15 protein-coding genes are annotated in these 21,060 nt (G+C 66.3%); 10 read left to right on the top strand and 5 right to left on the bottom strand.

Annotation, left to right across the window (positions count from 1 at the left end; translation table 11 throughout):
• Positions 1-4 precede the first annotated feature (4 nt).
• From AC3ITN_RS13595 to AC3ITN_RS13565, 7 genes are all read left to right on the top strand, one after another.
• A complete protein-coding gene (locus AC3ITN_RS13595; RefSeq protein ID WP_313348996.1) occupies positions 5-484 on the top strand; it encodes an FKBP-type peptidyl-prolyl cis-trans isomerase in 480 nt (159 codons plus the stop codon).
• Positions 485-582: 98 nt separating this feature from the next.
• Positions 583-1,827, top strand: a complete 1,245-nt coding sequence (locus AC3ITN_RS13590) for a DUF418 domain-containing protein (RefSeq protein ID WP_489392936.1) — start codon at positions 583-585, stop codon at positions 1,825-1,827.
• 63 nt (positions 1,828-1,890) lie between these two features.
• Positions 1,891-3,246 carry a glutathione-disulfide reductase gene (gene gorA, locus AC3ITN_RS13585; RefSeq protein WP_313348992.1) on the top strand — a complete coding sequence of 452 codons (1,356 nt, stop codon included), beginning with the start codon at positions 1,891-1,893 and terminating at the stop codon, positions 3,244-3,246.
• 79 nt (positions 3,247-3,325) lie between these two features.
• Positions 3,326-4,240 carry a DMT family transporter gene (locus tag AC3ITN_RS13580; RefSeq protein ID WP_489390843.1) on the top strand — a complete coding sequence of 305 codons (915 nt, stop codon included), beginning with the start codon at positions 3,326-3,328 and terminating at the stop codon, positions 4,238-4,240.
• Positions 4,147-4,617: an MGMT family protein gene (locus AC3ITN_RS13575; RefSeq protein ID WP_489390842.1), complete on the top strand. Its 471-nt coding sequence runs from the start codon at positions 4,147-4,149 to the stop codon at positions 4,615-4,617. The genes AC3ITN_RS13580 and AC3ITN_RS13575 overlap by 94 nt, the downstream gene beginning before the upstream one ends.
• Before the next feature lie 85 nt (positions 4,618-4,702).
• Positions 4,703-5,374, top strand: coding sequence for a rhomboid family intramembrane serine protease (locus AC3ITN_RS13570; protein ID WP_489390841.1), 672 nt, complete (start codon positions 4,703-4,705; stop codon positions 5,372-5,374).
• A 34-nt stretch (positions 5,375-5,408) separates the two neighbouring features.
• Complete coding sequence (locus AC3ITN_RS13565) at positions 5,409-7,064, top strand: saccharopine dehydrogenase family protein (RefSeq protein WP_489390840.1); 1,656 nt, start codon at positions 5,409-5,411, stop codon at positions 7,062-7,064.
• A 503-nt stretch (positions 7,065-7,567) separates the two neighbouring features.
• Here AC3ITN_RS13565 and AC3ITN_RS13560 read toward each other — a convergent pair.
• Together AC3ITN_RS13560 and AC3ITN_RS13555 are read right to left on the bottom strand one after the other, a co-directional pair.
• A complete protein-coding gene (locus AC3ITN_RS13560; RefSeq protein ID WP_313348381.1) occupies positions 7,568-9,577 on the bottom strand; it encodes a M13 family metallopeptidase in 2,010 nt (669 codons plus the stop codon).
• A gap of 133 nt (positions 9,578-9,710) precedes the next feature.
• Complete coding sequence (locus tag AC3ITN_RS13555; protein WP_489392935.1) at positions 9,711-11,825, bottom strand: M13 family metallopeptidase; 2,115 nt, start codon at positions 11,823-11,825, stop codon at positions 9,711-9,713.
• A 219-nt stretch (positions 11,826-12,044) separates the two neighbouring features.
• Between AC3ITN_RS13555 and AC3ITN_RS13550 the strand changes: the two genes are divergently transcribed.
• Complete coding sequence (locus tag AC3ITN_RS13550) at positions 12,045-13,640, top strand: phytoene desaturase family protein (RefSeq protein WP_489390839.1); 1,596 nt, start codon at positions 12,045-12,047, stop codon at positions 13,638-13,640.
• Positions 13,641-13,722: 82 nt separating this feature from the next.
• On the opposite strand, the gene AC3ITN_RS13545 is transcribed toward AC3ITN_RS13550, so the two are convergent.
• Positions 13,723-15,756, bottom strand: a complete 2,034-nt coding sequence (locus tag AC3ITN_RS13545) for an alpha/beta hydrolase family protein (protein WP_489390838.1) — start codon at positions 15,754-15,756, stop codon at positions 13,723-13,725.
• A 95-nt stretch (positions 15,757-15,851) separates the two neighbouring features.
• A complete protein-coding gene (locus AC3ITN_RS13540) occupies positions 15,852-18,794 on the bottom strand; it encodes a TonB-dependent receptor plug domain-containing protein (protein WP_489390837.1) in 2,943 nt (980 codons plus the stop codon).
• A 491-nt stretch (positions 18,795-19,285) separates the two neighbouring features.
• On the opposite strand from AC3ITN_RS13540, the gene apbC reads away from it, so the two are divergent.
• Positions 19,286-20,143: an iron-sulfur cluster carrier protein ApbC gene (apbC, locus tag AC3ITN_RS13535; RefSeq protein WP_489390836.1), complete on the top strand. Its 858-nt coding sequence runs from the start codon at positions 19,286-19,288 to the stop codon at positions 20,141-20,143.
• Between the two features lie 39 nt (positions 20,144-20,182).
• A complete protein-coding gene (dcd, locus tag AC3ITN_RS13530) occupies positions 20,183-20,755 on the top strand; it encodes a dCTP deaminase (protein ID WP_313348372.1) in 573 nt (190 codons plus the stop codon).
• Positions 20,756-20,882: 127 nt separating this feature from the next.
• Here the strand turns inward: dcd and AC3ITN_RS13525 are convergent, their stop codons facing one another.
• Positions 20,883-21,047 (bottom strand): LiaI-LiaF-like domain-containing protein, encoded by a 165-nt coding sequence (locus AC3ITN_RS13525; RefSeq protein WP_313348371.1) that lies wholly within the window; start codon positions 21,045-21,047, stop codon positions 20,883-20,885.
• Positions 21,048-21,060: the final 13 nt, after the last annotated feature.

The following is a 21,060-nucleotide window of genomic DNA, read 5'->3' as shown; positions in this document are numbered from 1 at the left end:
CCGCATGAAGATCGAAAAAGACCGCGTCGTCCGCTTCCACTACACCGTTGCCGAGCAGGGCCAGGAGCCGATCGAGAGCTCCAGGGACCGTGATCCGCTGGCGATCCTGATCGGCCACGGCAACATCATCCCGGGCCTGGAAAACGCCATGATGGACAAGGAAGCCGGCGCGACCTTCGAGGTCGACGTCAAGGCGGCCGACGCCTACGGCGAGCGCAAGGAAGGCCTGACCCAGCGCGTGCCCAAGAAGCATTTCGGCAACGAGAAGCTGGTGCCGGGTTCGCAGGTGGTGCTGCAGACCAACTTCGGCCCGCGTGCGGTCACCGTCGAGAAGGTTGGCTTGACCGTGGTCGACGTCGACCTGAACCACCCGATGGCCGGCAAGGACCTGCACTTCTCGGTGGAGATCGTTGACGTGCGCGAAGCGGCGGCTGAAGAACTGGAGCACGGCCACGTGCACGGCGACGGCGGCCACCAGCACTGAGTGCTGCTTCGTCCGTGTGATGCAACGGCTCGCTTCGGCGGGCCGTTGCGTATCCGGATCCCCGAAACGCCGGGCGCGTGCTGGAACGCGACGGCATACTGTCCGGCCTGGAACGCGAGTCCCCCGTGAAGCCTGCTCTCCAACCCCTCCAGCCGGTGGCCATCGGCGACCGCATCGACGTCATCGACATCCTGCGCGGGGTGGCGCTGCTCGGCATCCTGATGATGAACATGGAGGCGCTGAGCGGGCCGCTGGACCTGGCCTTCACCGGGATCGATCCGCACTGGCAGGGGCTGGACTACGTCGTCGATGCGTTGGTCTACGTGCTGGTGCAGGGCAAGTTCTTCACCCTGTTCTCGCTGTTGTTCGGCGCCGGTTTCGCGATCATGGCGCAGCGCGCCGAGGCGGCGCGACGCGATTTCACCACGTTCTATCTGCGGCGCAGCGCGGGCCTGCTGGTGATCGGCCTGTGCCACGCACTGCTGATCTGGTCTGGCGACATCCTGGTGATCTACGCGCTGGTGTCGCTGCCGCTGCTGGCGTGCCGCGAGGCACCGCAGCGCTGGTTGCCGGCGATGGGCGTGTCCACCTATCTGTGTGCGGCGATGATGATGCTGCTGATGGGCGCGCTGTTGGGGCTGTCATCACCGGTGGAGGGTGATGACACCGCATTGCGCACCGCCATCGCGAAGGGCCAGCAGGCCATCGAACTGCAGCGCCAGGTGTACGGGCATGGCAGCTTCGCCCAGGCCGTGGCGCAGCGGGCAAGCGATCTTGGCGTGTCACTGTCCGGGGCGTTGATCATCGGTCCGGAAGTGCTGGGCATGTTCCTGATCGGCAGCTGGTTCGCGCGCAGCGGTGCGCTGGCCGACCCGGCCCGCTTCGAGCCCCTGTACCGGCGGCTGCGCTGGGGCGCGCTGCCCTGCGGGCTGGCGCTGATGCTGCTCAGCGCGCTGTGGGTGCCGTACCTCGCACCGGGCACGTTCACTGCGTCCACCGGCGCGGCCTACGCGTTGTCGTCGCTGGCCAGCCTGCTGATGTGCCTCGGCTACCTGGCCTGGATCGTGCAGTGGCGGCACCGCCTGCGCGGGTTGGCGCCGATGGGCCGGATGGCGCTGACCCAGTACATCCTGCAGTCATTGGTGGGCACCTGGCTGTTCTACGGCTACGGGCTGGGCGCGTTCGAAACGATGCCGCGCGCCTGGCAGATTCCGTTTGCGCTGCTGTTGTTTGCCCTGCAGGTGCTGCTCAGCCATGCGTGGCTTCGCCGTTTCCGCTTCGGTCCGCTGGAGTGGATCTGGCGCGCGATGACGTATGGGCAATGGCCACCGCTGCGGCGCTGAGCCGCCGCATGCCGATGGGGTCCTCACGCATGACTCGCGGCGGGACATGGCATGCTGACGCCCATGACGACGCAATACGACTATGACCTGATCGTGCTGGGCGGTGGCTCCGGCGGACTGGCAGCGGCCTTCCGCGCGGCGCAGCATGGCCAACGCGTGGCGATGCTGGAGCCGGGCGAACTCGGCGGTACCTGCGTCAACGTGGGCTGCGTGCCCAAGAAGGCGATGTGGCTGGCCGCCGATCTCTCCGGGAAAATCGGCCTGGCGGCGGCCATGGGCTTCGACGTGCCGGTGCGGCCGGCGCTGGACTGGAAGGAACTGGTGGTGCATCGCCAGGCGTATATCGCCAACATCCACGCCAGTTACCTCAAGCGCCTGGACGAGACGAGGGTGGTGCGGGTGCCGCGCAAGGGGCACCTGCTCGATGCGCATACGGTGGCCTGCAGCGATGGCGTGCAGCTCACCGCCGCGCACATTCTCATCGCCACCGGCGCGCACCCGCAGCGGCCGGACATTCCCGGCGCGGAACTGGGCTCGGTGTCGGACGACTTCTTCAACCTGTGCGGCGCTCCGGAGCGCGTGGCGATCGTGGGCGGTGGGTACATTGCCGTGGAGCTGGCCGGCCTGCTGCAGGCGCTGGGCAGCCGGGTGACGCTGCTGGTGCGCGGTGAGCGGTTGCTGGAACGGTTCGACGCGGAGTTGACCGCGCAGTTGGCCGAGAACCTGCGCCATCAGGGGGTGCAGCTGCACTTCAACTACCGCCTGCGCGAGCTGCGCCGCGAGGGGGGTGACCTCATCGCCTACGGCCATGATGGCCCGGCCGAGGCGCGCTTTGACGAGGTGTTCTTCGCCACGGGCCGACGCGGCAACAGCGACGGCCTGGGCTTGCAGGCGCTGGGCATCGTGGTGGGCGACAAGGGCGAGGTGGAGGTCGATGCGTGGCAGACCACCGCCGTACCGAGCGTGCATGCCGTGGGCGACATTGCCGGCAAGGTCGGCCTGACCCCGGTGGCGATCGCGGCGGCGCGCAAGCTGATGGACCGCCTGTTCGGCGGCCAGCCGCAGGCGAAGATGGACTATGAGAACGTGGCCAGCGTGGTGTTCTCGCACCCGGCGCTGGGCGCGGTGGGATTGAGCGAGGAAGAGGCGCGCGCGCGCCACGGCGACGTGCGGGTCTATCGCAGCAACTTCCGCCCGATGCTGCAGGCCCTGGCCGACGGCACCCAGCGCAGCCTGTTCAAGCTGGTCTGCGTGGGTGAGGAGGAGCGCGTGGTGGGCGTGCACCTGCTCGGCGAAGCCGCCGACGAGATCCTGCAGGGCTTCGCTGTAGCGGTGAAGATGGGGGCGACCAAGGCGCAGTTCGACGACACCGTAGCCATTCACCCCACCAGCGCGGAAGAGGTGGTGTTGATGCGTTGATGCGCATCAGCACCCCGATGGGAACGCAGCCACCCAAGGGGTGGCTCTACGGGTCGTTGCCGGTGCGACAATATCGCCGATGTCCGCACATGCGCTCCCTACCTCTTCCCCACGCCTGGCCGCGTCCGGGATTCTGCTCGCCGCCGTCGGTGCGATAGCCGCGTCCGGCAAGGCGGTGATCGTGAAACTGGCGTACCGCCACGGCGTGGATGCCACCACGTTGCTGGCGCTGCGCATGCTGATGGCGTTCCCGTTGTTCGCGCTGCTGGCCGTGTGGTCGGCGCGGCGGGCCACGGCACTGTCCTGGGCCGATCGCGGCCGCGTGCTGTGGCTGGGCTTCACCGGCTACTATCTGTCCAGCCTGCTGGATTTCCAGGGACTGCAGTACATCAGCGTGACCCTGGAACGCTTGATCCTGTATCTCAACCCGACCCTGGTGCTGCTGATCAGCCTGGTGCTGCTCAAGAAGCGGCCCGGTCGCTGGCAACTGGCGGCGCTGGTGCTGAGCTACCTGGGCGTGCTGCTGGCCTTCGGCCATGACCTGCGGCTGGAAGGCGGGCGCATCGTGCTGGGCAGCGTGCTGGTGTTTGCCAGCGCCCTGAGCTACGCGTTGTACCTGTTCGGCAGTGGGCAGGTGGTGGCGCGTATCGGTGCGATCCGCCTGACTGCCTATGCCAGCTGCGTGGCCTGTGTGCTGTGCGTGCTGCACTTCGCCGTGCTGCACCCCTTGCCCGCGCTGCTGCAGGCACCGGAGCCGGTGTACTGGCTCTCACTGATCAACGCCACGGTCTGCACGGTGCTGCCGGTGATGGCGATCATGCTGGCGGTGAAGCGGATCGGCTCGTCGCTGGCCGCCCAGGTGGGTATGCTCGGGCCGGTGTCCACCATTGTGATGAGTCTATGGCTGCTCGACGAACCCATGGGCCCGGGTCAGATCCTGGGGACGGTGCTGGTGCTGGTCGGCGTGCTGCTGGTCAGCCGCGTACGCGCGTGAGCCCGCGCGCGGCCACCGCGCCGGCAGATCCCGCCGACGATCCGGCGGCGCAGGCGCGCGCACGCATCCTGGCGGTGATCCGCGCCATTCCGCGCGGGCAGGTGATGGGCTACGGGCAGGTCGCGGCCAAGGCGGGGCTGCCGGGCCGGGCCCGACTGACGGCGCGGGTCCTGGGCATGAATGACGACCCGGACCTGCCCTGGCACCGGGTGCTGCGCTCGGACGGGCGCATCGCCATGCCGGAAGGCTCGCGCGGCTGGCGCGAGCAGAGCCAGCGGCTGCGCGCCGAAGGCGTGGTCATGGAGCGCGGCCGGGTGAAGCACATGCCGCGCACTGCCGGCGATGCACTGGATGCGGCATTGTGGGGGCCGGGCTGAAGGACCAATAGCCGGCCAGCGGCCGGCACTACCACGCCGCGCCTTCGGCGCGGCTATGATGGTCGCGGTTCCAAAGGATGTCCCCATGTTTCCGCGATTGCCCACCGTCACCAAGGCACTGTTGATCGCCAACGTCGTGCTGTTCCTGCTGCAGCAGCCGTTCCTGCTCGGCTACGGCACGTTCGAGCCGTTCATGCTGCAACCGCTGCGCGGCGGTTTCGATCCGTTCTCGCCGGGCGGCAATTTCCAGCCGTGGCAGCTGCTGACCTACGGCTTCCTGCACGGTGGTGTGGGCCATCTGTTCTTCAACATGCTGGCGCTCTTCATGTTCGGTGCGCCGCTGGAACAGACCTGGGGCGAGAAGCGCTTCCTGACCTACTACCTGGTCTGCGTGGCCGGTGCCGGCCTCTGCCAGTTGATGGTGGGCACGCTGCTGGCCGACCCGGCACCGGTGATTGGCGCATCCGGGGGGGTGTTCGGCCTGCTGATGGCCTACGCCATGCTGTTCCCCAACCAGCGGGTCATGCTGTTGTTCCCGCCGATCCCGATGAAGGCACGCACCTTCGTGATCGTCATCGGCATCACCGAACTGGTGATGGGTGCCACGTCGTGGCAGCCGGGCATCGCCCATTTCGCACACCTGGGCGGCATGCTGTTTGGCTGGCTGCTGATCCGCTACTGGCGCGGGCAGCCACCGTTCAAGCCGCGCCCGCCGGGTGGGCCGCGGCGTCCCAACCACCTGCGACGGGTAAAGTAGCGCAGGCGAATTCAGCTGCAGGGATGGCGTGATCTTGAAGATCCTGATTCTGGGCGGGTACGGAGTATTTGGCGGGCGCCTGGCCCGGTTGCTGTCGGATCTTTCAGGCATCGAACTGCTCATCTGCGGGCGCAATGCGCAGGCCGCGCAGGCCTTCTGCGACAACTACGAAGGTGCACCGCGGGTGCGCCCCCGGGTCATGGATCGCCAGCAGATTGCAGCGGCGCTGCAGGCCGAGCAGCCCGACCTGGTGGTGGATGCCTCCGGACCGTTCCAGGAATATGGCGAGCAGCGCTACCAGGTGGTGGAAGCCTGCATCGCGGCGCGCATTCCGTATCTCGATTTTGCCGACGCGGCCGACTTCGTGTTCGATGTGGCGCAGTTCGATGCGCAGGCGCGCGCGGCGGGCGTGTTCGTGCTGTCGGGGGTCAGCAGTTTCCCGGTGCTCACGGCGGCGGTGCTGCGCGAGATGGCCAACACCATGGACCTGGTCGCGGTGGAGGGGGGCATCGCGCCGTCGCCCTACGCGGGCATCGGCCTGAACGTGATGCGCGCGGTGGTGGGCTACGCGGGCGCGCCCGTGAAGCTGCAGCGCGACGGGCGCCGGGGGCACGGCGTGGGCCTGGCGGAGAGCCGTCGCTTTACCATCGCGGTGCCCGGCAAGCTGCCGCTGCGCAACCTGCATTTCTCGCTGGTGGATGTGCCCGACCTGCAGGTGATCCCGCCCGAGCACCCCACGCTGACCGACATCTGGATGGGCGCAGGCCCCGTGCCGGAGGTGCTGCACCGCGTGCTCAATCTGTTGGCCCGGGCACGTGCGCGTTTCAGGCTGCCTTCGCTGGTGCCGTTGTCGCGCCTGTTCTACAGCGTGCTGAACCTGATGAAGTTCGGCGAGCACCGCGGCGGCATGTACGTGCGCGCGCAGGGCCTGCGCGATGGCGAGCCGTGCGAACTGAGCTGGCACCTGCTGGCCGAGGGCGACGATGGTCCCTACATTCCCTCAATGGCGATCGAGGCGGTGATCCGCAAGCTGCTCAATGGCGAGCGCCCGGCACCGGGCGCGCGGGCCGCGATCCATGCGCTGGAACTGTCCGATTACCAGGCGCTGTTCGACGGACGTTCCATCCATACCGGCTTCCGCCGCGAGGACGCGGGCGCGAGCCTGTACCGGCAGGTGCTGGGCAGCGCGTTCGCGACGTTGCCACCGCAGGTGCAGGCGCTGCACCATGGGAGCGAACCACGGCGCTGGAGCGGGGTGTCGCAGGTTCGTCGTGGCAGCGGCATGCTGGCGCGGGCAATCGCGGCCGTGATCGGTTTCCCTCCCGCCGGTGCGAACGTGCCGGTGACGGTCGCATTCCATCCGGAAAACGGCGGCGAGCGCTGGACGCGCGATTTCAGCGGCCGGCGTTTCACCTCGTGGCAACGGCGCGGGGCAGGGCGCAACGATGCACTGCTGGTGGAGCGCTTCGGCCTGATCGACGTCGCCCTGGCACTGGTGGTGGAAGGCGACCGGCTGTCGCTGGTGCCGCGGCGTTGGTCCTGCCTGGGCATACTGCTGCCCAACGCGCTGCTGCCGAAGGGAACCACCTTCGAGACCGAAGTGGACGGCCGGTTCGTATTCGATGTGGAAATCGCCGCGCCGCTGGTCGGATTGATCGTCGCGTATCGTGGGTCGTTGTTGCCGGAATAACGGTTCTGCTCCGTGAAGCAGACGCGGCTGCCGGTGGAGCGAGCGCGGGGCCGCCGCGCCCTTGCCGGCGAAGGTCGCTTAACAGCGGCTGCCGGTGGGGCGAGCGCGGGGCCGCCATACCCTTGCCTGCGAATGTCCCCCGGCGTCGGCCTGCGGCCGCCCCCTCCTCCTTTACTTCGCCGCAAGGGCATGGCGGCCCCGCGCTCGCCCCACCGGCGTTGCGTCGTGCTCCGGCTTTTCCCTGCGTGCCGCAAGCCGAGCCCCGTCGCGGCCGGCAGGTCCCTGGCAAAGTAAAGGAGGAGGGGGCGGCGCAGGCCGACGCCGGGGGACATTTGCATAGGGGCCTGCCGGCCGCGGCGGGGCCCTCAACGCTCGCGATGAACCTGATCGAAGACCGTGCACCAAGCTTCCAAAGCCCTTGAAATGAGGCGCTCCGCTCGATGGGGGGAAGAACCAAAAAAAGGGCGCCCAATGGGCGCCCCTTTTTCGGATCACCGCTCGCCTCAGCGCCAGATCTTGATCTGGTCGTTGTCCACGCGCTGCATCGGCTGGCCCGGTTTGCAGCTGAAGGTCGCACCGAACGCGGGCAGGTTGGACAGCGCGCCGTTGGTGCGCCACTTGCCCGGTGCCAGCGTGTCCGAGGTCAGCCGCTGGGCAGCCTCGTTCGGCGACAACTGCTGCGGCCACAGCGCCGCCCAGGCGCGGAAGAAGCCCTGCTGAGCGACCGGCTTGGCGCTCGGTTCGGCGGACTTGTACGCCTCCCAGGCCAGCTCGACACCGGCCAGGTCGGCCAGGTTTTCTTCGCGCGTCAACTCGCCGTTGACCTTGGCGCCCTTCACGCCGGGGAACTCATAGCCGCTGAACTGCGCCGCGACACGGTTGCCCAGCAGGTTCCAAGCGGTCTTGTCGGCCGGCGTCCACCAGCTGCGCAGCGTGCCGTTGGCATCCACCAGCGCGCCCTTGGCGTCGACCGCACGGTTCAGCTCATGGGCCACCAGCGCGCCGTAGCTGCCGTACTTGTCGGCGGTGTCGGCCTTCGCATTGAACACCGGGCCCTGCAGCACCGCCGCGGTAACGATCAGGCGGTTCTGCGCGATGTCGTAGGCCAGTGCCGGCTGCTGCGGCAGCACGTCCCAGCGGCGGTCGGCGTTGCCCTTGCCGATGCGCTTCATTTCTTCGCGGTGGCGCCAGGTGGAGGCGATCAGCATGTTGCCGCCGAAGCTGCCACGGCCCATCGGCTGCACGCTGTAGTCCAGGTCGCGCAGCGGGGTGCCGATTTCAATCTTCAATGCGGCCAGCTTGGCCTGCGCCTCGGCCTTGGCTTCCGGGCTCAGCCAGGCGCTGCGCTTGACCGCCTCGATCTGCGTTTCGCGGATCTTGTCGACGATGACCGCCGCCTGGCGACGGTCGTCGGCGGCCAGGTAGCGCGACGCGTACTCACGACCCACCATCGGGCCCGCTGCGACGTTCATCGCATTGAGCACCTGCTCCCAGCGTGCCGGGGCCAGGGTCTCGCCACGGATCACGCGCCCGCGGAATTCAAACTCCGCATCGCGGTACGCCTTGGACAGGTACGGTGCCATCGCATCGCCAACGCGCCAGCGCAGGTAGGCCTTCCACTGGTCCGGCTTGATCCGGGTGACCATGCCATCAAGCTGCTTGAACAGCTCCGGGTCGGACAGCGAGACCAGGTCGTCGTTGACGCCCTGCACCTTCAGGAACGCATCCAGCTGCAGGTTGCGGAAGCGGCTGTTGAGGTCCTTGGTGGAAATCGGCGCGTAGTTGTTGAACGGGTTGTTGATGCCCGCCAGCGACTGCGCGTTGCGTGCCAGTTCGGTTTCCAGCGCGATCACCGCCTGCGACTCGGCGTCCAGGAGGGCCGGCTTGGTGCCGGTAAGGGCCAGGATCTGCTTGACGTAGTTGCGGTACCGCGCCATCAGGGCCACGGTGTCGGCGTCGGTGCGGGTGTAGAAGGCCGGGTCCGGCAGGCCCATGCCGCCCTGCATGAAGTAGCCGATGTGGCGGTCCAGCGCCTTCAGGTCCACGTCCGGAGCGAAGTTGAACGCGACCGGGATACCCACCTGGTGCAGGGCGGCGATCGACGCCGGCACATCCTTCGGCTTCTTGATGGCGTTGATGCGGGTCAGCAGCGGGGCGATCGGATTGGACCCGTCGGCTTCCACGGCGGCCTCATCCAGGCCACTGGCCCAGAAGTCGCCCAGCAGCTTCTGCACATTGCCCTGCGGTGCCTTCATCGCGCTGTCGAGCAGCTCGCGCTGCTGAACGCGGGCGCGCTCGGCCAGCTGGCCCATCGCAGTGGTCGCGCCGGTCTGCGGGACCGGGTTGGCCTTCAGCCAGGCGGCGTTGTTGGCTTCGTAGAAGTCGCTGCACTGGGCGCTGGCGGCAGGCGCGCGGCTGGCGGCCTTCTTCTTCGGAGCGGCGGACGCGTCGGTGACGACCAGGGTGGCCAGGCCCAGGCCGAGGGCAATGGCAAGCGGACGAAGGTTGGGCATGTGAAACAAATCCGGAAGGATTGAAGACCGCGGAACTATAGCAAGCTGCGATGAAAACGCGGCATGCAAACAAAAAGGCCCGGGGTTTCCCCCGGGCCTTGCTTGTTCACACATCACGCCAGGGCGCGATGGATTACCAGATCACCACCTGCTTGTCGCCGGCGCGGACCATCGGCGAACCCGGCTTGCACTCGAACGCAGCCGCGAAGGTCGGCAGGTTCGACGGGGCACCCATGGCGCGGAACGCCGCCGGTGCGTGCGGATCGGTCGCCAGGCGGACCTTGGCGTTTTCCGGGGTGTACTTGGTGCGCCACACGGTGGCCCAGTTGAAGAAGAAGCGCTGATCGCGGCTGAAGCCGTCGACCTTCGCGTCTTCCTTGCCGGCGCTGGCCTTCTGCAGGGCGTCGTAGGCCGTGGCCAGGCCGCCCAGGTCGGCGATGTTCTCGCCCAGGGTCAGCTTGCCGTTGACCGCCTGGTCGCCGACCTTGTAGCCGTCGAACTGGTTCACCAGCTTGCCGGTGAGGCCGCTGAAGTTCTTGGTGTCACCGTCGGTCCACCAGTTCTCGAACTTGCCGGTCGGCCCGAAGCGGCTGCCCTGGTCGTCGTAACCGTGGGTCATTTCATGGCCGATCACCGCACCGATGCCACCATAGTTCAGCGCGTCGTCGGCCTTCGGGTCGAAGAACGGCGGCTGCAGGATGGCGGCCGGGAACACGATCTCGTTCTGCAGCGGGTTGTAGTAGGCATTGACGGTCTGCGGGGTCATGCCCCACTCGGTCTTGTCCACCGGCTTGCCGATCTTGCCCAGCGCGAACTTGTAGTTGAACTCGTTGGCGGCGCGCACGTTGCCGAAGTAGCTGTCACGGGCGGTGGTCAGGCCGCTCCAGTCGCGCCACTTGTCCGGATAGCCGATCTTCGGGGTGAAGGTTTCCCACTTGGCGATGGCCTTGGCCTTGGTCTCATCGCTCATCCAGGTCAGGCCCTGGATGCGTTCCTTGAGTGCGGCGGCCAGGTTCTTGACCAGTTCTTCCATCTTGGCCTTGGCTTCGGGCGAGAAGGCGACCTTGACGTACAGCTGGCCGAAGGCTTCGCCGGCATCGTTTTCGATGGTGCCCAGCACGCGCTTCCAGCGCGCCTTCATTTCCTTCTGGCCGTTGAGGGTCTTGCCGTAGAAGTCGTAGTTTTCCTGCACGAAGGCGTCAGCCAGGTACGGCGAGGCGCCGTCGATGGTGCGGAAACGCAGGTACGAACGCCACACCGACGGGTCGGTGTCGGCCAGCGCCTTGCTCACTTCCTGGTGGAAGCTGGGAATGGCCAGCGAGAACTTCTCCGGCGCGGCAATGCCCTGCGCTTCGAAGAACTTGGTCCAGCTGAAGTTCGGGGTCAGCTTGTCGGCGTCGGCCAGGCTCACCGGGTGGTAGAACAGCGAGACATCACGCGAGAGCTGTTCGCTGGACTTGGATGCCTTGGCCAGGCGGGTTTCGAACTTCACCACGTCCGCGGCCTGCTTGGCGGCGTCGGCCGCAGCCACGCCGGACAGTTCCAGCACCTTGGCGACGTGCGCCTGGTAGGCCTTGAGCTTGTCGGCGTTCTTGGCGTCGGTGTAGTACGTGGTATCCGGCAGGCCCAGGCCGCCCTGGCTGGCGTAGGCGATGTTCATGGTGGGATCGTTGAAGTCCGCCTCCGGACCGAAACCGAACAGCACGTTGTCGCCCTTGGCGGCACTGCTGCGCAGGTAATCGGCGATGGCGTCCTTGCTCTGCAGGCCGTCGATGGCGGCCAGGTCGGCCTTGATCGGCTCGATGCCCTGCGCGTTGATCTTGGCCTCGTCCATGCCGGTGGCCCAGAAGTCGCCGACGATCTTCTCGATGCCGGTCGGGTTCTTCACCGCCGCGACCTGTTCGGCCAGCTGGTGCTGCACGGCGACCGAGCGCTCGTCCAGGATGGTGAAGGCGCCCCAGCTGGTGCGGTCGCCCGGAATTTCATTGGCGGCCAGCCACTTGCTGTTGACGTAGTCGCCGAAGGCGGTGCACGCGTCCAGGCTCTTGTCCAGGTCGGACGGGTGGAAGGCGTTGTAGGCCGGCAGCTTGGCTTCGTCGAGCTTGAACTCGGTGGCGGCCGGGGCGGCGGCCGTCGGGGTGGCGGTGGAGGCCGCGCTGTCCGTAGCCGGGGTTTCGTTCTTGCCGCAGCCGACCAGCGCGGCCGAAACGGCCAGGGTCAGCAGAACAATCTTGGGAGTACGAGAGATCACTGGTTTGGCCTCCGGGCCGAAGAATCTTTCAGGATGGGCCCCGATGGGGCCGTGGGCCAGACGATACGCCGCTGGCCCGGCCTGCAAGGGTGTCGAAGGTCATGGACGAAGGCAAGCGGTGCCGGCGTTCAGCCCCCGTGCGCCTGAAGACCTGTTGCGGCACAGCCGCCCGCCAGCGCGGGACAAGCGCCCGGGCACCGGTGTATACAACCGCACATGGGCACTTCAACGACACGTGGGTGGGATGCGGTCATCATCGGCGGCGGGCACAACGGCCTGGTCTGCGCGGCCTACCTGGCGCGCGCCGGCAAGCGTGTGCTGGTGCTGGAGCGCCGGGCGGTCGTGGGCGGGGCGGCGGTCACCGAGGAGTTCCACCCGGGTTTCCGCAATTCGGTGGCCTCTTATACGGTGTCGCTGCTGCAGCCGCGCATCATCCAGGAGCTGGCGCTGGCCGAGCATGGGCTGCGCGTGGTGCCACGGCGCATCAACAACTTCCTGCCGCTGGAAGGTGATTACCTGCTGGCAGGGGCCGGGCTGACACAGTCGCAGGTGGCACGCTTTTCCGCGCGCGATGCCGAGCGGCTGCCGGCGTTCGAACAGCGGCTGGAAGCCTTCGCCGACGTGTTGCGCGACCTGGCGCTGCAGGCGCCGCCCAACGTGGGTGAAGGCCATTGGCTGAGCCAGCTGCCGGCGCTGTGGCAGGCCGGTCGGCTCGGGCGGCGGCTGCACGGGCTGGCGCCGGCGCTGCGCCAGGAACTGCTGGACCTGTTCACCATCTCTGCCTCGGAATACCTGGATCGCTGGTTCGAGAGCGAGCCGATCAAGGCGCTGTTCGGCTTCGACGGCATCGTGGGCAACTACGCCAGCCCGGACGCGCCGGGTTCTGCCTACGTGCTGCTGCACCACGCCTTCGGCGAGAGCAACGGCGTCAAAGGCGCATGGGGACATGCGATCGGTGGCATGGGCGCGATCACCCAGGCCATGGCGCGCTCGGCGATCGCCGCCGGCGCCGAGATACGCACCGAGGCCGGGATACGCCGGGTGCTGGTCGAGCAGGGCCGCGCGGTGGGCGTGGAAACGCTGCAGGGCGAGGTGATCCGCGCGCATGCGGTGGTCGCCAACGTCAATCCCAAGCTGCTTTATGAGCAGCTGCTCGCGCCCGAACAGGTGCCTGCGGCCACGCGCGAACGCATGGCGCACTGGCGCTGCGGGTCGGGCACGTTCCGCATGAACGTGGCGCTGTCCGCGCTGCCCTCGTTCACGGTGTTGCCCGGGGCAGGGGACCATCTCACCGCCGGCATCATCATGGCGCCCAGCCTGGCGTACATGGACCGCGCCTACAGCGATGCGCGCACGCATGGCTGGTCGCGCGCGCCGATCGTGGAAATGCTCATTCCAAGCACGCTGGACGATTCGCTGGCACCGCCCGGGCAGCACGTGGCCAGTCTGTTCTGCCAGCACGTGGCACCGGTGCTGCCCGGTGGGCGCAGCTGGGACGACCACCGCGAGGAAGTCGCCGATCTGATGATCGCCACCGTGGCGCAGCACGCACCGGGCTTTGCCGAACTGGTGCGGGGCAGGCAGGTGTTCAGCCCGCTCGACCTTGAGCGGACCTTCGGCCTGATCGGCGGCGACATTTTCCATGGTGCGCTGAGCCTCAACCAGCTGTTCAGCGCACGCCCGATGCTGGGCCAGGCCAATTACCGCGGCGCGCTGCCTGGCCTGTACCTGTGCGGGTCGGGTACGCACCCAGGCGGCGGCGTGACCGGCGCGCCGGGACACAACGCGGCGAAGGTGATCCTGCGCGATTGAAACCGGTGAAACGACATCGGCCACCCGAAGGTGGCCGATATACATGCCGGTGGCACCCCACCGTGGGTGGGGTGACCGTTCGTTACAAGCCGCCGCCGCCGCAGCCCTTGCCGAGGTAATCGTCGATCAGCTTCAGCTGGTCGCCCATGATCTCCCGGGTCCAGGCCGGACCATGCGCGTAATCGGCGATGGCGTGGAACTCGACCGGCTGGCCGGAGCTCTTGGCCTTGGCCACGAACCATTCGGACTGCTCGATCGGCACGGTACGGTCGCGATCACCGTGGTAGACCATCAGCGGGATCTTCATCTCGCCGGCCTTGTCCAGCGGGTTCAGGCCGTCCACGGTCTTGGCCTGGGCCTGGCGGAAGAACGGGTTGGTGTAGAAGCGCGACCAGATCTTCTTGATGTCCGACACGCCGGCGCCGGCGATGGCGCACTTGTACAGGCCGTTCGGGCGCACCGAGGCGGCAAACGCGGAGTAGCCGCCGTAGGAGAAGCCGAACATGGCGATGTGGCCGGGCTGGGCGATCTTCTGTTCGATCATCCACTTGGCGCCATCATCCTTGTCGTCCTGCATCTTCTGGCCCCACTCGGCGTCGCCGGCCATCCACAGCTTGCGGCTCCAGTCGGCCGAACCGCGGAACTGCGGGCGCAGCACCGCCATGCAGCGCGATGCCATCAGCGGCACCCACATGGAACCGTCGAAGTCCATGCCATCGCGCGCCCACGGGCCGCCGTGCGGGTGCACCACCGCCTTCCACGGGCCGGCACCGCACAGCTCGGTGCTGGGGGTGGTGAGGAAGGCCGGGATGTCCAGGCCGTCGCGCGCCTTGTAGTACACCAGCTTCGTGTCGCCCAGCGCGGCCGGATCGAGCTGGGGGTAGGACTTGGCGAGCAGGGTCAGCTTGCCGTTGCTGAACAGATAGTACTCGGGCGGGTTGGCCGGGCCGGAAACGACCACCAGGAATGTCTTGAGGTCAGCGCTGTAGTCGACCAGGCGGATGGCCTTGCCGGTATCCAGCTGGGTCGCGGCACGCTGACCGGTTGCCGGGTCGACCAAGGCCACTTCGCTGGCGGTGATGCCCAGCGCCTGGCGCAGGCCTTGTTCCAGCGACTTGAATGTCGGGTTTGTCCACTGGATCTCATTCTGGCGCGGGCCGCTGTAGCCTACACCCAGCAGGGTACCGAACGGTACGCCCTCCACGCCCTTGTAGCGGTTCAGAAGCACGTTGCCTGCATTGAAGAACTTGTGCTCGAACAGCACTTCCTTCTGCTTGCGCGCGGCGATGTCGTACTCGTAGATGACCGTCTTGTCGCGACCCACGTTGCTCTGGATGAAAGCAATGTTCGGATCATCGGCAAAGCCCACCACCTGCGTGATGTCACGGTCCTTCACGTGCGAGCGGAAGTGCTCCTCCCACGTATTCGTGGCCGGGTTGCGGAATTCGGTCGAGATGTAGGCGCCGGTTCCGTCGACGTCCTGGCGCAGGCGCGCGCGCAGTTCGCTGTTGAGGTCGGTGACATAGCCCGCCACGCGCTCTTCCGTCTTCTGGATACGCTGGGAGGTGAAGCTGCGAAGGTTGACTTTGTACACGTCACCGGAATTGCTGCCCGACCCGTTCACCACCAGAATGTGGTCCGGGTCGTTGGGCAACGTGTCCAGCACCGTGGAATTGGACAACGCCTGTTCAAGTTCCTCATTGCGGCTGGTGGCGCGCGGGACGCTGATCGGCTCCTTCCACTGCTTGCCTTCAGTATCGGTGATGAAGAACTTGCTGATGAAGGTCTTGTTGACGCGATCGGTACGCAGGTCATAGGGCTGCCACAGGGTGACAGCCAGCAGGCCATTCTTGATGAAACTTACGCTCTGGAACTTCATGCGGCCCGCACCGATGGTGCTGGGCGGGGCATTGAGGTCGGCGGTCTTCCAGACCAGGATCACGCGTTCCTCGCCACGGGCCTGAAGCCCGGCGATCTGCGTGCCGTCTGGAGATAGGGAAAGGCTGGAGATGGCCGGGAACGCGGCCAGTTGCTCGATGGTGGGGACGGCCGGCTTGGCGTTGAGATGCAGCGGCGCGGCGACGGCCAGCGCGGCCAACAGCAGGTAATGCTTCATGCGACGTCTCACTTGTCCATGCAGTGGGAAGGCAGGCGCGCAGCCTGCCTGAAACGCGACCGCCGCCCCGAAGGGCGGCGGCCGGTAGTGCGGGCTTAGAACTTCTTGCTGAGGTTCACGAAGAACGTACGGCCGAAGTAGTCATAGCCACTGTACAGCGGCGAGTTGCCGATGGTGTTGTAGATGCCTGCACCCGGGCTGATGGTCGGCGGTTCCTTGTCGGCGAAGTTGCGTACGCCGGCAGTGGCCTGCCACTTGTCGGCGGTGTACTGCACCGAGAAGTCCTGGGTGATGTAGTTAGGCACCGACAGATCGTAAGCCGAGGTTGCGGGATCTTCCTCGTAGTACTCGTAGCTGGACATGTCGTCGACCCAGTTCAGGCCGTAACGCACGCGCCATTCCTTGAACTTGTAGGTCAGGTCCAGCTGGCCGGTGAACTTCGGGTTGTTGATCAGGCCGTTGGAGTCGACCAGCGGATCATCCTGGAAGACCTTGCCGGACTGCTCCAGGAACCGCGAGACCTGGACGTTGGCGCGGAATTCGCCCGGCCCGATGTCACGCACGAAGCGGGTAGTGAAGTCCAGGCCGCGCACCTTGTCGGTGGCCAGGTTGGCATAGCCGTTCTGAACCGTCAGCGTGTTGTTGGCCGAGCGGCTGATCAGGCGGCAGACGCCGTTGTTGGCGGCGAAGTCGCCGGTGGTGCCGTTGTAGCAGGTGCTCAGGATGTAGCTTGCACCCATCTGCGCGACGCCGTTCTCCACTTCGATGTCGTAGTAGTCAACCGCGAAGGAAAGATCGCCGAAGCCGCTGCCGAACTCGGGCTGGAACACCGCACCGACGGTGAACGCGTCGGAGGTTTCAGCCTTCAGGTTCGCGCCGACCAGACCGCCACCGATCGAGTCCACGCGCACCGAGTTGGTGGCGGTGAAGGTGGTCGGCAGGCCTTCGGAGGCGCAGTTGATGTAGCGCGGGGTGGTCGGGTTACGCGAGCCGTAGTTGTTGCAGGGATCGCTCGACGCGGCCAGGAAGCCGCTGGTGGCACCCAGGAACTGCTCGAACAACGCCGGGGCGCGGTAGGAGGTGCCGTAGGAGGCACGCAGCGACAGCCACTTGACCGGGGTCCACAGGCCACCCAGCTTCCAGGTGGTGTCCGAACCGTAGGACTTGTAGTCGGTGTAGCGGGCAGACGCGTTGAAGGTCAGCTCTTCAGCAGCGGTGACGCCGGACAGGAGCGGCAGTTCGATTTCGCCGTAGGCTTCCATCACCGAGTCGCTGCCGCGGGTCGGATCGGAGCTGGTCAGGTTGTACAGGTTGCGGTTGATCGACTCGATGCTCGGCGTGTCATCGATCTTCGCGCGGCGGTACTCGATACCGAACGCACCAGCGGCAGTGCCGCCCGGCAGGTCGAACAGCGGACCATTAACGTTCAGGTTGGCGGTCGATTCCTGGTACTTGGTGTTGCCGGTAACCGAGGTGTAGACAAAGTTCTTCCACGCGTACGGCAGGTTGCCGGCCAGGGTCTGGGCATTGAGCATCGGCGCGGCGACGCAGCCGTTGGCCGGGTTGACGCAGTTGAAGCCGCCTGCACCGTTGGAGACCACGTTCAAACTCTGGGCCAGACGGTCGGTCAGGAACGAGTTGAAGGTGTAGTCGGCGTCCGAGCGGGCGTGGCTGACCATGAAGTCATAGTTCCACTCCGAGCTAAGGGCACCGCGCAGGCCAGCGGTAGCGCGGAAGAAGTCGACACTCTGCTTGCTGCGATCGTTGCCGAAACCGATGAAGGTACGCGCTGCGACGTTCTGGCCGTTGGAGGTTTCTGTCGGCAGGGCGAAGGCCGGCAGGGTCGACAAGCCGCCCAGGAGCGGGTTGCCCACCGAGTAGTCGTAGGACAGCTGACGGTAGCCGGTCTGCTCTGACTTGCGCTTGTTGCCCAGGAACTCGTAGTAGAACTCGGCATCGCCCATCACGCCGGTGTCCACGCCGCCCTGGAAGAACAGGGTGTGGGTGGTAGCCGGGGAGACCAGCGATTCCTTAAGCAGACCCGGGTCGAAGGTGTCGCGGTCGTAATAACCGACGGCTTCATAGCCCGGCAGGCGGCCGGTGGTGACGGCCGGGTTCGGGCGCCAGCGGTTCGCACCACCAAAAGTGGCCGTACCCAAGGTATTGATGGTCACGCCGCCGGAATCCAGGGTGAAGCACTTGGACTTGCCGGTGGTCGGATCGATGTAGTCGCCGCTGCCGAAGTAGTTGCCGACATCCATGTCACGCAGGTTGTCGGTCGGGCAGCTGGCCCAGCCGCGGTCGCCCACGGTCATTTCGTTGCGCTGGTAGTGCTCGTACGAACCGGAGAAGTGCGAACGCTCGCCGGTGTTGCCGAAGACGAGCGAGTAGCGGGTTTCATCGCCGCCGCCGCTCTCGGTCGCATTGTGCTGGAATTCCACTTCCACGCCGTCGACGTTTTTGCGGGTGATGATATTCACCACGCCGGCAACTGCGTCAGAGCCGTAAATCGACGATGCACCGTCCTTCAGGATTTCGATGCGGTCGACCATGGCGTTCGGCAGCACGTTCAGATCGGCCGAGCCGACCGAACCACGCGAACCTGCCGGCGCTACACGGCGGCCGTTAAGCAGGATCAGGGTACGGGTGGCGCCGAGGCCACGCAGCGAGAGGGTGTTGGCGCCCGGGCCACCGTTGGTGACGTAGCCACCGAATGAGTTGTTGATCTGCGAGCTGCCGGCGGTAACGCTGTTGCTCTGCAGGGCGGCGGCCGTGGAGTTGAAGCCGGCCAGCGTGGTTTCTTCGCGGGTAACGACTTGGACGGGCGAAACCGAGTTGAACACGTCACGGCTGATGCGCGAGCCGGTGACGGTGACGGTGCTCAGGTCGGTGGCCTTCTTTTTGGCCGCGGCTTCTTCCTTCGTTTCGGTCGAGGTGGTGCTGTCCTGTGCGAACACCGGTGCCGAAGCCGCGAAGACCATCGCGGTGGCCAGGGCGAAGCTCAGCGGGTTACGGCTGAGCGACTTGCGATTCATCATGAGTGGATCCCCTTGGAACGATCGATTGCGTCAAACACCGGTGACATGGACCAGCAGGCGTCTCCGTGTGCCCTCGGAACAGGTCTTGGCGTTGAATGCTTCCCCTGTTCACCAGCTTCACGAGCTGATGACCCGAGGTTAACATGGCCTTAACGCGACCTGTCAACTGTTCATCAAGAGGTCATAAAGACAAGCTAGGCAAAGCCGAGCTTTCGTTCTCATTTGCTCTATAAGTATCTGAAATAAAAGGCTATAAAACTGGTTTCATTGGCAACTTGTTTGCCATGCACCTTGGCCGGTTTGGGGCGTGGTTCTCGTTCCGCGTGCATTTGGCATTCAGCATGGCTGACTCGGACAGCCCCAGGACAGGCCCGGGACATCGTGCGGGCTGGATCGCTGCGTATCGCGGCCAACAGGCGTTTCCGGCGGGGTGGGAAAAAGGGGCCTGTATAGTGGCGGGTCCCCCGTTTGGCATTCCCGGAGTCCCCGCAGTGAGCACCAGTCCGTCCCGTCGTCCCCACGCCAGCCAGGTGCAGAAGGGGCTCACCCCGCATCCGCGGATCCGCAACGTGATCGCGGTGGGGTCGGGCAAGGGGGGGGTGGGCAAGTCCACCACGGCCGTGAACCTGGCGGTTGCGCTGGCCCGGCTGGGCGCGCGCGTCGGGGTGTTGGACGCCGACATCTACGGCCCCAGCGTGCCGATGATGCTGGGCTTGAGTGGCCGCCCGGAAAGCCCGGACAACAAGTCGATCGAACCGCTGCGCGCGTTCGGCGTGGAAACCATGTCGATCGGCTACCTGATCGAAGACGAGACGCCGATGATCTGGCGCGGCCCGATGGCGACCTCGGCCATGACCCAGTTCTTCAACGATACCCTCTGGGATGACCTGGATTACCTGCTGATCGATCTGCCGCCGGGCACCGGCGACATCCAGCTCACCCTGACCCAGAAGATCCCGCTGGCCGGTGCGGTGATCGTCACCACGCCGCAGGACATCGCCACGCTGGATGCGAAGAAGGCACTGAAGATGTTCGAGAAGGTCGAGGTGCCGGTGCTGGGCATCGTGGAGAACATGGCCGTGCATACCTGCAGCAACTGTGGCCATATCGAGCACCTGTTCGGCGACGGCGGTGGTGAGCGCATGGCCGCGCAGTACGGCGTACCGTTGCTGGGTTCGCTGCCGCTGGACATCGGCATCCGCGAGCAGGGTGACAAGGGCACCCCGATCACCGCGGCCGCGCCCGATTCCCCCGCCGCGCAGGCCTACCTGCGTGCCGCCGAGCGGCTGGTGGAAGAAGTGGCCAAGCGCCCGCGCGCCAGCATTCCGATCCTCTCTTCGCTGCTCTGATCGCTTTAGAATCGTCCCTACCCGCACACAGGACCCCCCATGAGCATCAAGAGTGACCGCTGGATCCGCCGCATGTCCGAGCAGCACGCGATGATCGAGCCGTTCGAGGCCGGCCAGGTCAAGCAGGCCAACGGCCAGCGCATCGTCAGCTACGGCACCTCCAGCTACGGCTACGACGTGCGCTGCTCGCGCGAGTTCAAGGTGTTCACCAACATCAACTCCACCATCGTCGACCCCAAGCACTTCGATCCGGGCAGCTTCGTCGACATCGTCGGCGACGAATGCATCATCCCGCCGAACAGCTTCGCGCTGGCGCGCACCGTGGAGTACTTCCGCATTCCGCGCGACACGCTGGTGGTCTGCCTGGGCAAGAGCACCTACGCGCGCTGCGGCATCATCGTCAACGTGACCCCGCTGGAACCGGAGTGGGAAGGCCACGTCACCCTGGAATTCAGCAACACCACGCCGCTGCCGGCGCGCATCTACGCCAACGAAGGCGTGGCGCAGATGCTGTTCTTCCAGGCTGACCAGGACGACGTCTGCGAGACCTCGTACAAGGACCGCGGCGGCAAGTACCAGGGCCAGACCGGCGTGACGCTGCCGCGTACGTAAGCGGCGGCACCTGACACCGGACAAGGAAAAGGCGCGGACATGTCCGCGCCTTTCCTTGTTTCGGAGGAACGCTTCTTCTTACCGGTCCTTACCGGTAGAGCGGACTGTTAGTCCGCTGCCCGTCCGATCACTTCCGCCCGAACAACAACCCGATCCCCACGGCCACCAGGATCACCGGCCACCAGGTAAGGATCAGGCGACCCAGGTTCATGTTGGTCCAGCCCAGGTTGCTGGCCAGCAGAAACAGGCCGACGAGGATCAGGACGATGGCGGCGACAAGGTTGGAGCGCATCAGGGGCAGGGTC

This window comes from Stenotrophomonas sp. KH_036_B, from assembly GCF_057839485.1.
Note: the sequence above shows the minus strand (reverse complement) of the source record. Positions and strands in the feature narration are given on the sequence as shown.